11 protein-coding genes and 1 riboswitch are annotated in these 13,071 nt (G+C 41.8%); of the genes, 10 read left to right on the plus strand and 1 reads right to left on the minus strand.

Features of this window, described 5'->3' with window-relative positions:
• The first annotated feature begins 23 nt into the window (after positions 1-23).
• The 5 genes from G9371_RS07110 (at position 24) to lpxC (ending at position 5,483) form a co-directional block, all read left to right on the plus strand.
• Entirely contained in the window at positions 24-950 is a 927-nt protein-coding gene (locus G9371_RS07110; RefSeq protein WP_000063661.1) for a D-alanine--D-alanine ligase, read from the plus strand.
• Positions 951-952: 2 nt separating this feature from the next.
• Positions 953-1,807, plus strand: a complete 855-nt coding sequence (locus tag G9371_RS07115; RefSeq protein ID WP_000057904.1) for a cell division protein FtsQ/DivIB — start codon at positions 953-955, stop codon at positions 1,805-1,807.
• Positions 1,808-1,867: 60 nt separating this feature from the next.
• Entirely contained in the window at positions 1,868-3,130 is a 1,263-nt protein-coding gene (gene ftsA, locus G9371_RS07120; RefSeq protein ID WP_001287630.1) for a cell division protein FtsA, read from the plus strand.
• Between the two features lie 164 nt (positions 3,131-3,294).
• The gene (gene ftsZ / locus G9371_RS07125) at positions 3,295-4,470 is read left to right on the plus strand and encodes a cell division protein FtsZ (protein ID WP_000135734.1); all 1,176 of its coding nucleotides are present in this window, start codon (positions 3,295-3,297) and stop codon (positions 4,468-4,470) included.
• A gap of 110 nt (positions 4,471-4,580) precedes the next feature.
• Positions 4,581-5,483, plus strand: coding sequence for a UDP-3-O-acyl-N-acetylglucosamine deacetylase (lpxC, locus tag G9371_RS07130; RefSeq protein ID WP_000240700.1), 903 nt, complete (start codon positions 4,581-4,583; stop codon positions 5,481-5,483).
• 97 nt (positions 5,484-5,580) lie between these two features.
• Here lpxC and G9371_RS07135 read toward each other — a convergent pair whose 3' ends face one another.
• Positions 5,581-6,021 (minus strand): DciA family protein, encoded by a 441-nt coding sequence (locus G9371_RS07135; RefSeq protein WP_000042455.1) that lies wholly within the window; start codon positions 6,019-6,021, stop codon positions 5,581-5,583.
• A 107-nt stretch (positions 6,022-6,128) separates the two neighbouring features.
• Between G9371_RS07135 and G9371_RS07140 the strand changes: the two genes are divergently transcribed.
• The 5 genes from G9371_RS07140 to G9371_RS07160 all read left to right on the plus strand — a co-directional run bounded on the left by G9371_RS07140 (position 6,129) and on the right by G9371_RS07160 (position 13,019).
• A complete protein-coding gene (locus G9371_RS07140) occupies positions 6,129-6,821 on the plus strand; it encodes a M23 family metallopeptidase (RefSeq protein WP_000557460.1) in 693 nt (230 codons plus the stop codon).
• A 250-nt stretch (positions 6,822-7,071) separates the two neighbouring features.
• Positions 7,072-9,789 (plus strand): pyruvate dehydrogenase (acetyl-transferring), homodimeric type, encoded by a 2,718-nt coding sequence (gene aceE, locus G9371_RS07145; RefSeq protein WP_000896433.1) that lies wholly within the window; start codon positions 7,072-7,074, stop codon positions 9,787-9,789.
• A 2-nt stretch (positions 9,790-9,791) separates the two neighbouring features.
• Entirely contained in the window at positions 9,792-11,774 is a 1,983-nt protein-coding gene (locus G9371_RS07150) for a 2-oxo acid dehydrogenase subunit E2 (RefSeq protein WP_029424080.1), read from the plus strand.
• A 148-nt stretch (positions 11,775-11,922) separates the two neighbouring features.
• Entirely contained in the window at positions 11,923-12,195 is a 273-nt protein-coding gene (locus tag G9371_RS07155) for a hypothetical protein (protein ID WP_000900286.1), read from the plus strand.
• Positions 12,196-12,231: 36 nt separating this feature from the next.
• Positions 12,232-12,428: riboswitch (yybP-ykoY riboswitch) on the plus strand.
• Positions 12,429-12,443: 15 nt separating this feature from the next.
• Positions 12,444-13,019: a TMEM165/GDT1 family protein gene (locus G9371_RS07160; protein ID WP_001154984.1), complete on the plus strand. Its 576-nt coding sequence runs from the start codon at positions 12,444-12,446 to the stop codon at positions 13,017-13,019.
• The last annotated feature ends 52 nt before the right edge of the window (positions 13,020-13,071 follow it).

Below are 13,071 nucleotides of genomic sequence, written 5' to 3' on the forward strand. Positions count from 1 at the left end.
ATTATCGGGTTAAGGATTTAAACGTGTCAAATGCTACAAAATTCGGCAAAGTTGCCGTGTTACTTGGTGGGAAATCGGCTGAGCGTGCTGTGTCTTTAGATAGTGGTCAGGCAGTTTTGGACGCTTTGTTACGTTCAGGTGTTCAGGCTGAGGCATTTGATCCGCAAGACCGTAGCGTAACTGAACTTGTAAACTATGATCGTGCATTTATTGTATTGCATGGTCGTGGTGGCGAAGACGGTCAAATCCAAGGTGTGCTTGAGTGGTTGAACATCCCTTATACAGGAACGGGTGTACAAGGTTCTGCCATTGGTATGGATAAAGTCAAAACCAAGCAAATCTGGCAAGGAAGTGATTTACCAACCGCACCGTATCGCATTATTACTAAAGAAACTGACTTGGATTCAGTGATTGCTGAATTGGGGTTGCCTGTCATTATCAAGCCTGTACATGAAGGTTCAAGTGTAGGCATGAGTAAGGTTGAGAAAGCTGAAGATTTTGCGGCAGCAATTGAAAAGGCAACTCAGCACGATGCTGTAGTTATGGCAGAAAAGTGGATTACAGGACGCGAATTTACGATTTCATTCTTAAATGGTCAGCCTCTACCTGTTATTCGTTTGCAGCCACCAGCAGATGTTGCTTTCTATGACTACGAAGCAAAATATCAACGTAATGATGTCGAGTATGGCATTCCTTGTGGTCTTAGCGAAACTGAAGAGAAAAAACTACAAGCTCTATGTTTACGCGCTTTCCAAGCCGTAGGTGCAGAAGGCTGGGGACGTATTGATGCAATGCAGGATGAGCAAGGTAACTTCTGGCTTTTAGAAGTAAATACTGTGCCAGGCATGACCAGTCATTCGCTTGTACCAAAGGCTGCTAAAGCAGTAGGTTATAGCTTTGATGAATTGTGTGTTGCAATTCTTGAGCAAACATTGGAAGGTACGGCTTAAATATGGCACAACTTCCGGCATCCATGCGCCGTAAACGTGCGGCAATTACCTCCATTCATGAAAAACCGCCTACGCGCAAGCAAAAACTTGCCAATGCCGGCGGATGGGTGTTGCTGGTTATTGCCTTTTTAGTCTTGGCGGTCGGAATTTACGGACTATATAAAGTTATTACTGATGCAACTGTTGCAAAACTTGAAGTTGTAGGTTCAACAACTCCAGTTGAGACTCAGCAAGTGATGCGATATGTGCAGCCGATTGTAAAAGATAACTACTTTACATCTGATTTAGAGCAGATTCGTGATAAAGCATTAGAAATTTCATGGGTAGACCGAGTCGTCGTATCTCGTGCCTGGCCCAATGGTATTCGCGTTCGTGTTATGCCTCGACATGCTATCGCCCGTTGGGGAACAGGTCGCTTATTGAGCGATGGTGGCGATGTATTTAGTGAAGCAGAGCCGAGACTTCATCCTGAGCTTCCGTTACTACACGGGCCGGTAAGTCAGTCTAAAATGATGATGCGACGCTATAATGAAATTAATCAGTTATTCCATCCTGTTAATTTGCGTTTAAAAGAGTTATATCTAACAGAGCGAATGACTTGGTTTATGCAGTTTGACTCTGGTTTACGAATTATTGTTGACCAAGATCAAACAATGAATAAATTGCAACGTTTAAGTCATTTGGCACAATCTGACCTAAAACCTGTGTGGACGAAAATCTCAGCCATTGATTTGCGATATCGTAATGGATTATCTATTCAATGGAAGAATGCAACCCCACCTAAAATCGTGAATGGTCAGTTTGTTGTAACGAGTGATGACACAAGCATTGCAGGTGGTACAAAAGCAAAGCCATAATACGTGGCTTTAAAATAGGCAATTTGCCTGGTATTAGACAACAAAGAAATGGTATGAGTGATGAGTGAAGCTGTTCCCTCAGTTGTTGCGATTGACATTGGGACGCATAAAGTTTCAGTTTTGATTGGAAAAATTCATGCGCCGGATAACATTCAGGTTATCGGTATGGCAACTGCTCGCAATCGAGGCATGAACAAAGGAAAAATTGTAAGTCTCGATAAAGTCATTGCTGCGATTAAAAACGCTGTTGCTGAAGCGGAAAATATGGCCGAATGTCGCATTCATAGTGCGTGGGTATCTATTCCGAGTACCGAGCTACAAAGTTTCTATGCTTCTGGACGCACACCTGTTGCTAACCCGGCACATGTGATTACAACCAATGAAGTTGTACGTGCATTAGAGTTGGCAAAAGCAAGCCATGTGACTTCTGACTATTATCTAGCGAGTGCGGTCCCATTAGGATTTGAATTAGGTGACTCATCTGAATGGGTTCAAAACCCAATCAATATGACCGCTCACAGCATGACTGGTCATTATCAGCTTATGATGATGCCGATTGCCACTATGCAAAACCTTGATCGTGCGATGAAAGGCGCGAACATTGGAGTTGAGAAAATGGTGGTTTCTTGCTTGGCTACGGCTGAGGCAAGTTTGCTTAAAGATGAAAAAGAATATGGTGTCTGTCTTGTCGATATTGGTGCAGGTATTACCAATCTGGCAGTTTATTTAGATGGCCGTTTGGCTTTAGCACGCACCTTACAGCGTGGTGGTGAGCATGTGACACGTGATATTGCTGCCGTGTTACAAACAACCACTGAAGAAGCTGAACGTATTAAGATTCTGCATGGCTGCGTTGATCTAAGTGCTGTTAAGCCTGACCATATGATTCAAGTACAGGGTATTGATGGTCCGCAAACGATTAGCCGAATTGAGTTAGCGGAAATTATTATTGCTCGTTATGAAGAGATTTTCAGCCAGATTCGCGAAGAACTCGAACAAAGCGGTGCAATCCATGGTCTATATCATGGTGTTGTATTGACTGGTGATGCTTGCCAGATTGAAGGTATGGTAAGTTTGGCGCGTCGTATGTTAGGTGTGTCTGCCCATCTAGGTAATCCGCCATTACAGGTGTATGCTGATGATCAGCATCAAGCTGCATTACGCCGCTCAATGTATGCAACAGCAGCTGGTTTACTTATGTTTAGCCAAAGTGAATTACAAGAAGCTGTTGAGGAGCCTGAAGAGGGAAATGACCGTTCGGTATGGGAACGAATGGTGAATGGCTGGAATGCTTTTAATAGCAAACTTAAAGCCATTTTTTAGGATGTATGTATTTATTGGTAGAATTGTTAGGAAGTTGTAAGAGAAAACCACTGTACTTGACAAGGTTGGTATTGCACAGCATTCTTAAAATTAGTTATTTTTGAAAATCAAGGCAGTATACGGGCTGAAGTGACTGCCATAATGTATTAGGAACCCTAAAGGTCATGGCCTCATTTGAATTTATAGAAGATGAACTAAACGATGGCAACGGTCAAGCCCGTTTCACTGTATTTGGTGTAGGTGGCGGTGGCGGTAATGCCGTTCAGCACATGGTACAGTCTGATATTCAGGGTGTTAAATTCGTTTGTGCTAATACAGATAAACAAGCACTTGACTGTATGAATGCCCCTTTCAAAATTCAGTTAGGTGAGCAAAGTACACGCGGTCTAGGTGCAGGTGCTAACCCTGAAGTAGGCCAGGTAGCAGCAGAAGAAAGCCGTGAAATTATTCGTCAGCACCTTGAAGGGACTGACATGGTGTTTGTAACCGCTGGTATGGGTGGTGGTACAGGTACTGGTGCAGCTCCGGTTGTTGCCGAAGTTGCTAAAGAAATGGGGATTTTGACTGTTGGTGTTGTAACAACTCCATTTAACTTTGAAGGCCGTCGTCGTCAAAAGTCTGCTGAGCGTGGTATTGAAGCGCTGGAAGCTCATGTTGATTCATTGATTATTATTCCTAACCAACGTTTATTAAGCGTTTATGGTGATATTTCAATGAAAGATGCCTATAAAAAGGCAGATGACGTATTGTTAAACGCTGTACGCAGTATTTTTGACCTTGTAGTTAACCGTGGTCACATTAACCTTGACTTCGCGGACTTGAAAACTGCAATGAGTACTCGTGGTTACGCAATGATGGGTGCTGGTTTGGGCCGTGGTGAAGACCGTGCGCGTCAAGCAGCTGAACAAGCTATCCGTAGCCCATTGCTTGATAATGTGAATATTATTAATGCGAAAGGCGTGTTAATTAACATTACTGGTGGCGATGACATCACATTACGTGAAACAGAAATCATTACTGACGTTGTTAACCAGATTGTTGACCTCGATGAAGGTGAAATCTTCTACGGTACAGTATTTGACCCAGATGCACGTGATGAATTACGCGTAACTGTGATTGCAACTGGTTTAACACGTAATGCAGCTGATGCAGAGCCAAGAAAGCGTAATACAGTTAGCCATACATCAACTCAATCTGCACAATCTGTAGATGAAGATGACGTTCCTGCAATTAATAAACGCCAAAATGCTGAAAATGACGTGAATAATGCGCCAAGTTCAACACCGCGTTCTTCGCCAATGAGTATTCAAGATTACTTGAAAAATCAGCAACGTAAGTAATTTAGCGTACAATCTATTGAAAGGCAGTGTATAAACACTGCCTTTTTTTATTTTTGATCAATGACTAAATATGCTAACGTATAGCGGTTTTAAAAAAGAAGTTACAAAGCATGGTGAAACAGCGTACTCTCAATCGTGTGGTAAAAGCGAGTGGAATAGGTCTTCATAGCGGTCAAAAAGTGATGATCAATTTCATTCCACATACCGTGGATGGAGGTATTGTATTTCGCCGTATCGATTTGGATCCACCTGTCGATATTCCTGCTAATGCATTGCTGATTCAAGAAGCATTTATGTGTTCAAATCTTGTCACTGGCGATATTAAAGTCGGGACAATCGAACATGTGATGAGTGCGATTGCCGGTTTAGGAATCGATAACTTAATTGTGGAAGTGTCTGCTTCTGAAGTTCCAATTATGGATGGTAGTGCTGGTCCATTTATTTATTTGCTCATGCAAGGTGGCCTGCGTGAACAAGATGCTCCTAAGAAATTTATAAAAATATTAAAGCCAGTTGAGGCTTTAATTGATGATAAAAAAGCAATATTCAGCCCGCATAATGGCTTTCAGCTTAACTTTACGATTGATTTTGATCATCCTGCATTTGCCAAAGAATATCAGTCTGCAACCATCGATTTTTCTACTGAAACGTTTGTGTATGAGGTCAGTGAGGCACGAACTTTTGGTTTTATGAAAGACTTGGATTATCTCAAAGCAAATAATTTAGCTTTAGGAGCAAGTCTAGATAATGCAATTGGCGTAGATGATACGGGTGTTGTGAACGAAGAAGGATTAAGATTTGCCGATGAGTTTGTTCGTCATAAAATTCTAGATGCAGTTGGTGATTTGTATTTACTTGGTCATCAAATTATTGCCAAGTTTGATGGCTATAAATCAGGACATGCCTTAAATAATCAGCTATTACGCAATGTTCAAAGCGATCCGAGTAATTATGAAATTGTAACATTTGATGACGAGAAAGACTGTCCAATTCCATACGTGAGTGTGACATAAGTCATTGTCTTTATTTGGCTATGTTATAATGTAACACTAATAAGTGTGATTTTTATCACATATTAAGAACGATTCTAATTAAGAAATAGAAAGCTCATCATTTTTTATTGCTTGCCAAACGTAGTAAAGCTTGGCTAAGCTTAGGGTCGCTCACGAAGTCGGCGGCACTACGTAACATTTCTTGTGTTTCCGGGGGGATGGATTTAGAAGGCTCAGATGAGGTCGTTACAGGAATAGTTTTATTTCTTAAGCGAACTTGAATTCTTTGTAGGTCTTTTAATCCTTCAAGTTGAGATAATTTAGATACATATTGGCTCTGTAAATAGCTGAGTTGACTAATCATTGCCTGATTTTCACCAGTAATAATTAAAGAGCCATTTTGATAACACACGACTTGCCATTGTTCCGGTTGGGGCAATAAGGGTTGGATTATTTTCGTAAGTCTTTGCCATTGCGCGACTTGCGTTGTTAGAAACGTAAGGTTTCCTGTTTTTATGTGTTTTCCGGTTTGTTGAAAAACGTTATCGGGTTTAGACATTGATCATTCTCAAATGGTTTCTTGTCCTAATCTTAAGCGTTCATTTCAGCCGATATCAAGGAAGAGATCATAAGGAACTTGAGTAAGAACAGTTTCAAGAGGTTTTTATGCACACGCGTCGTATTTTATTAGCGTTTTCACTTGCCGCTTCGGCAGCATCGGTTGCTTTTGCAGATTATCAAAATATTAACCAATCTACTGATTCAGATCGATTGGAACAGTTATCAAAAACACTATCTCAAGGCTCATATACTCATCCTGATGATTTAGATCTTCCGGCGAGTGCAAAAGTTTCAGTGACTTTACGTGAGAAAACAGTTGAACTCAACAATGATTCACTGGCAAAGAAATACGGCACTACGACAGCTAAAAATTCATTTAAAACCTCTTCTTCAAATCCTTATTCTTGGTTAGTTTCTCATCCTCTTCCTGATACAGTACGTGTTTCTTCTAACTTTGGTGGTCGTACCATGGGTGGTCGTGCAGAGCATCACGGTGGATTAGATATGGCTGCACCAAGTGGTACGCCAATCTATGCGACTGGTCCGGGTATTGTGACTAAATCAGGCTGGGGCACAGGTTATGGCCAATATGTTGAAATTAACCATGGTAATGGTTATTTAACACGTTACGCGCATGCTTCACGCTTAATGGTTCGAGTAGGTGATCAGGTTTCTGCTGGTGACCATATTGCTAATGTTGGTTGTACAGGCCGTTGTACTGGTCCACATTTACATTACGAAGTAGTTAAAGATGGTCAACGTAAGAATCCATCAACTTACTTAGCAATGTTGCCTTAATTACATTGCCGCAAAGGTCAAGGTTATTAAATTTATGAATTTGAAATTAACTTAAACCTTTTTTAACGTAATGATTGTATAAAAAAACGCCTTTATTGGCGTTTTTTTGTTATTTTGTTTACTGCTCGGTCAATGACTATTCATTCAGAAAATAATAGGCCCCCCCCACATTCACCCGTGGCAATAACTTGAAAGGGGTAAAACGTGGTAAAAATACAAAGTAGATTAGAGAACAAGGAACAGGTGAATTATGGCGTTTTACGGTGACTCCGACGCACAAGAAACCCAAGAATGGCAAGATGCATTCGATTCAGTTTTACAACACATGGGAACTGAGCGAGCGGCATTCTTGTTGGAAAAACTTTACCAACAAGCAATTGCTAAGCATGTTCCAATTCAACGTCTCAATACACCTTACTTAAATACAATTTCTGTTGAAGAGCAACCTGCAATGCCAGGCGACCAAGATATGGAACGCCGTATTCGTGCATTGATTCGTTGGAATGCCTTAGCAATGGTACTTCGCGCGAATAAAACAGGTGATGATTTAGGTGGTCACTTGGCGAGCTTCGCATCAAGTGCAACATTATATGACGTAGGTTTTAACCATTTCTTCCGCGCTAACAGTGATAACTTTGGCGGAGATATGATTTATTACCAAGGACACTGTGCTCCTGGTATTTATGCACGTTCATTCCTTGAAGGACGTTTAACTGAAGAACAGTTAAGTAATTTCCGCCGTGAAGTTGGCGGTAACGGTTTACCAAGCTATCCACATCCATATTTAATGCCTGACTATTGGCAATTCCCAACTGTATCAATGGGTCTTGGTCCAATCATGTCGATTTATCAAGCGCATATTCAAAAATATTTGATGAACCGTGGCTTGATCAAAGAAGAAGATCGTAAAGTTTGGGCATATCTCGGTGATGGCGAGATGGATGAGCCAGAAAGCTTAGGCGCGATCTCACTTGCTGGTCGTGAGAAGCTTGATAACTTAATTTGGGTAGTTAACTGTAACTTACAGCGTCTAGATGGTCCTGTACGTGGTAACGGTAAAATTATTCAAGAACTTGAATCAATCTTCCGTGGCGCAGGCTGGCGTGTCATTAAAGTAGTATGGGGTCGTCATTGGGATCCATTACTAGCTAAAGACACAAGCGGCGCATTAAAAGCACGTATGGAAGAAGCTGTTGATGGCGACTATCAACGCTATCAAGTAAAAGGCGGTGCATATACACGCGAAAAATTCTTTGGTAAGTACCCGGAAGCTGCGGAACTTGTAAAAGATTTAAGCGATGAAGATATCGATAATCTTAACCGTGGTGGTCATGACCCTTATAAAGTTTTTGCTGCATATGCAGAAGCGATGAAAGCAAAAGGTCAACCAACAGTAATCTTGGCGAAAACTATTAAAGGTTACGGTTTATCTGAAGAAATTGAAGCGGTAAACAAAACTCACCAAATCAAAAAGATGCAAATTGACTCTTTAAGATATGTACGTGACCGTTTCAATCTTCCATTCACAGATGAGCAATTAGAAGAGCTTCCATTCTATCGCCCAAGTGAAAACTCTCCAGAAATGAAATATATGAAAGCGCGTCGTGAAGCGTTAGGTGGTTACTTACCTGCACGTCGTCGTGAGAGTGAATCTTTAGCGATTCCTGATCTATCTGTATTTGATGCAGTGTTGAAAGGTTCGGGTGGCAAAGAGCAATCAACCACTATGGTGATGGTTCGTTTAATTGCTGCTTTACTTAAAGAAAAAGCAATTAAAGACCGCGTAGTGCCAATCGTTCCGGATGAAGCACGTACTTTTGGTTTAGAAGGTATGTTCCGTCAGCTTGGTATTTATGCCGCTCATGGTCAAAAATATACACCGGAAGACCAAGAACAGTTAATGCATTACCGTGAAGCAAAAGACGGTCACATGTTACAAGAAGGGATTAACGAAGCAGGTGCGATGAGTGCATGGGCTGCGTTAGCGACAAGTTATTCAACCAATAACTTGCCAATGATTCCAATGTACATGTACTACTCAATGTTTGGTTTCCAACGTATTGGTGATATTGCATGGGCTGCGGGTGACGCACAAGCTCAAGGTTTCTTGTTAGGTGCGACTGCGGGTCGTACAACATTGAACGGTGAAGGCTTACAGCACCAAGACGGTCATTCTCACATCTTGGCGAACACGATTCCAAACTGCGTATCTTATGACCCATGTTTTGGTTATGAGTTAGCTGTCATCGTACATGACGGTTTACAACGTATGTATGTGAATCAAGAGCGTGTGTTCTATTACTTAACTGTAATGAATGAAAACTACGAGCATCCTGCAATGCCAGAAGGCGTTGAAGAAGGCATTAAACGTGGTATGTATTTATTCGAGAAAGATGAAAAAGCAACTGTTCAGTTACTTGGTTCAGGTGTAATTCTTCGTGAAGTAATTAAAGCTGCGAAAATCTTACGTGATGAATACCAAATCCATTCAAATGTTTGGAGTGTAACAAGCTTCAATGAATTGGCACGTGATGGTATGGCATGTGAAGAATACAACCGCCTACACCCACTTGCTGAAGAAGTTAAAGAATCTTGGGTATCTAAACAATTACGTGGTACGGAAGGTATCGTAGTTTCTGCGACCGACCATATGCGTGCTTACAGTGAACAAATCCGTGCTTATCTTCCAGATGGTCGCCCATTTGTTGCATTGGGTACAGATGGTTACGGCCGTTCAGATACACGTGCGAACTTACGTAGTTTCTTTGGTGTTGATGCTGCGCACATCGTTGTTGCTACCTTGAAAAAATTAGCTGACGAAGGTGAAGTAGACGCACGTTTAGTGAAAGATGCAATTTCTAACTTTGAGCTAGATACTGACCGTCCGGTTGCGTGGGCGCCGCAAGCACATCCGGAAGTTCAGCCAGTTGCTGAATACAATGAAACGCAAACAGGTGAGGGGAACTAAGCATGCAAATTAAGACCCCTGATATTGGTGTAGATAAAGCAAATGTCGCTGAAATTTTAGTAAAAGTTGGCGACCGTGTTGAAGTTGACGACAGTATCGTTGTGCTTGAGTCTGATAAAGCAACTGTTGAAGTGCCTAGCACTTCAGCAGGTGTCGTAAAAAGTATCTTGATTAATCAAGGTGATGATGTGACTGAAGGTGTTGCTTTGATTGAGATCGAAGCAGAAGGTGCGGCACAACCAGCACCGGAACCAACACCAGCTCCTGCGGCTGAAAAGCCAGCTGCTCCAGCACCTGCGCAACAAACTCAAGCTTCAGCTCAACCTGCTGCCGCTACATCAAGTGCAACTGTTGAAGTGACTGTACCTGACATCGGTGTTGAAAAAGCATTGGTTGGTGAAATCCTCGTTAAAGTGGGTGACCAGATCGATGTTGAACAAAGTATTGTGGTTGTAGAGTCGGATAAAGCGACTGTAGAAGTTCCAAGTAGTGTTGCTGGTACTGTAGAAAGTATTCAAGTGAAAGAAGGCGATACCGTTAAAGAAGGTGTTGTTCTTATTCAAGTGAAAACAGCAGCTGCATCTAATGCGCAAGCAGAAGCTCCTGCTACCACACCAGCTCCAGCTGCGGTAGCAGAACCGGTTGCTGCAAAGCAAGAAACTGTGGCAGCGGCTCCAGCTCAGTCTGGTTCAGTTGATATCAATGTTCCTGATTTGGGTGTAGACAAAGCTATTGTTGCTGAAATCTTGGTTCAAGTTGGCGATAAAGTTGATGTAGACCAAAGCCTTGTTGTTGTTGAGTCAGATAAAGCAACTGTAGAAGTTCCAAGTACCGTTGCTGGTGTTGTAAAAGCAATTCACCTGCAAGCAGGCCAACAAGTTTCACAAGGTGTATTGCTTGCAACAATTGAAGCTGAAGGCCAAGCACCTGCTGCTGCACCAGCGGCAAAAGCAGAAGCAGCCCCAGCTCCACAGGCAGCAGCACCTAAAGCAGCTGCTCCTGTTGCAACTCAGTCTGCACCTGCGGCACCTACATCTGGTACTGATAAGTTAACGAAAGAGCAAGAGGCAGAAAACGCTAAAGTGTATGCTGGTCCTGCTGTTCGTAAGCTGGCTCGTGAACTTGGTGTAATCTTGTCACAAGTTAAAACTTCTGGTGAGCATGGCCGTGTTGTCAAAGAAGATATCTTTGCTTATGTGAAGAGTCGTTTAACTGCACCGCAAGCTGCACCAGTAGCTCAAGCTACTGCTGCTCCGGCTGGATTGCCGTCATTACCTGACTTTACTGCTTTTGGTGGTGGTGAAGTGAAACCAATGACGCGTTTACAGCAAGTTTCTGTACCGCAGTTGTCTTTAAACAACTACATTCCACAAGTAACTCAGTTTGACCTTGCGGATATTACTGAGCTAGAAGCTTGGCGTGGTGAGTTGAAAGACGGCTTTAAGAAACAAGGTGTGAGCCTGACAATTTTGGCATTTATTGCAAAAGCAGTAGCACACTTGTTGAAAGAAGAGCCTTATTTCGCGGGTCACTTAGCAGATGATCAGAAATCTGTATTGCTCCGTAATGAAATCCATATGGGTATTGCGGTTGCGACTCCAGATGGTTTGACAGTACCTGTACTACGTAATCCTGACCAAAAATCAATTAAGCAAATTGCTGTTGAATTAGGTGAGTTGAGTAAAAAAGCGCGTGATAAGAAATTAACACCGAAAGATTTACAAGGTGCTAACTTCACGATCACAAGCTTGGGCTCAATTGGCGGTACAGCATTTACGCCACTAGTTAACTGGCCACAAGTTGCAATTTTGGGTATTTCACCTGCAACGATGCAGCCTGTATGGAATGGTAAAGACTTTGATCCACGCTTAATGTTGCCGTTGTCATTGTCTTATGACCACCGTGTAATTAATGGTGCGGATGCAGCGCGCTTTACAAATAAACTTACGAAACTTCTTAAAGATATTCGTACTTTATTAATCTAATGCTTTGAAAGAACATACTAAAACCTCGCTTCGGCGGGGTTTTGTTTTAATGTCTATTTGACTTAATTTTAGGTTAATCTACAGATTAAGCAGGACTTATCGAGAGTGAGGAGACATTTCTCGTTATTACGTAAAGGAGAAATAGTAAATGTTGGGTTTTCTGAAAATTATGTTGCCCTTGTTGTTGGTTGTATTTTTATTGATGGGAATATGGGTCAGTATTTTGCACTTCCCTTGGGAGTGGATGACTTATGTTGTCATGGGGATTGAAGTGTTTGTCGCTACTCTGATTTTACCCCTTGAATATCAAACTGGAACAAGTAGCAGCCATATTGGTTTTATCAGTATAAGTGCTTGTCTTGCAGTGCTGTTAGGAATAGCCCGTTTATTCGTATGGACATGGGTAAAATTTTTTGCCTGAATATTTGAAAAATAGATTTAGTCGAATATAATAAGCCCATACTTCATTGGGGAGTAGCCGCTATTCACAGCAAATGTGAATAGGTGATGGTCAACATAATTGTTCAACAGAACATGGTCATCATAGCTTAAACGTCTCATCGTTCCTGAGTTGGCAAGACCTTTGATTTACCACTCTGCAATCATTTTATGATATTTGGCTAGCAGGAGGGGTAGGTCATAGGCATTTATGCTAGCCAGAGAACCGACATGCAAGAATTTCTGATTTCTACTTCGATTGTTGCCCTCGCTGAAATGGGCGATAAAACTCAATTGTTGGCACTTTTATTATCTGCTCGTTTTCGTAAGCCAATCCCTATTTTAATCGCGATTCTTTTAGCAACTTTAATTAACCATGGTATTTCTGCTGTGCTTGGGCAGTGGATTACAACGGTTTTAAGCCCTGAAATCTTAGTCTGGGTACTTGCAGTTGGTTTCATTGGTATGGCGTTCTGGATGCTTATTCCAGATGAGCTTGATGATGAAACAGCGAGTATTAATAAATGGCAAAAGTTTGGCGTTTTTGGCGCAACCTTTATTTTATTTTTCTTGGCGGAAATTGGCGATAAGACTCAAATTGCAACAGTCGCTTTAGCTGCACGTTATGACAGCATTTTCTGGGTAATGTTAGGCACAACTTTAGGAATGATGATTGCCAACGCACCAGCTGTATTTATTGGTAACAAATTGGCTGAACGTTTGTCTATTGCGCTCATTCATAAAATTGGCGCCGCTATTTTCTTCATTGTAGGTGTTTCTACGCTCGTACAGCATTATTTCTTCTAACGCATTTTAAGCTGCCAAAAAAACGCACTCGAATGGAGTGCGTTTTTTTATA

The sequence above is a fragment of the Acinetobacter sp. EKM10A genome, assembly GCF_011075215.1.
Taxonomy (GTDB): domain Bacteria; phylum Pseudomonadota; class Gammaproteobacteria; order Pseudomonadales; family Moraxellaceae; genus Acinetobacter; species Acinetobacter baumannii.

Coding starts and splice junctions, on each gene's coding strand:
- G9371_RS07150 (WP_029424080.1), top strand. CDS start 9,792: ATGCAAATTAAGACCCCTGATATTGGTGTAGATAAAGCAAATGTCGCT.
- ftsA (WP_001287630.1), top strand. CDS start 1,868: ATGAGTGAAGCTGTTCCCTCAGTTGTTGCGATTGACATTGGGACGCAT.
- G9371_RS07140 (WP_000557460.1), top strand. CDS start 6,129: ATGCACACGCGTCGTATTTTATTAGCGTTTTCACTTGCCGCTTCGGCA.
- aceE (WP_000896433.1), top strand. CDS start 7,072: ATGGCGTTTTACGGTGACTCCGACGCACAAGAAACCCAAGAATGGCAA.
- ftsZ (WP_000135734.1), top strand. CDS start 3,295: ATGGCCTCATTTGAATTTATAGAAGATGAACTAAACGATGGCAACGGT.
- G9371_RS07155 (WP_000900286.1), top strand. CDS start 11,923: ATGTTGGGTTTTCTGAAAATTATGTTGCCCTTGTTGTTGGTTGTATTT.
- G9371_RS07115 (WP_000057904.1), top strand. CDS start 953: ATGGCACAACTTCCGGCATCCATGCGCCGTAAACGTGCGGCAATTACC.
- G9371_RS07135 (WP_000042455.1), bottom strand. CDS start 6,021: ATGTCTAAACCCGATAACGTTTTTCAACAAACCGGAAAACACATAAAA.
- lpxC (WP_000240700.1), top strand. CDS start 4,581: ATGGTGAAACAGCGTACTCTCAATCGTGTGGTAAAAGCGAGTGGAATA.
- G9371_RS07160 (WP_001154984.1), top strand. CDS start 12,444: ATGCAAGAATTTCTGATTTCTACTTCGATTGTTGCCCTCGCTGAAATG.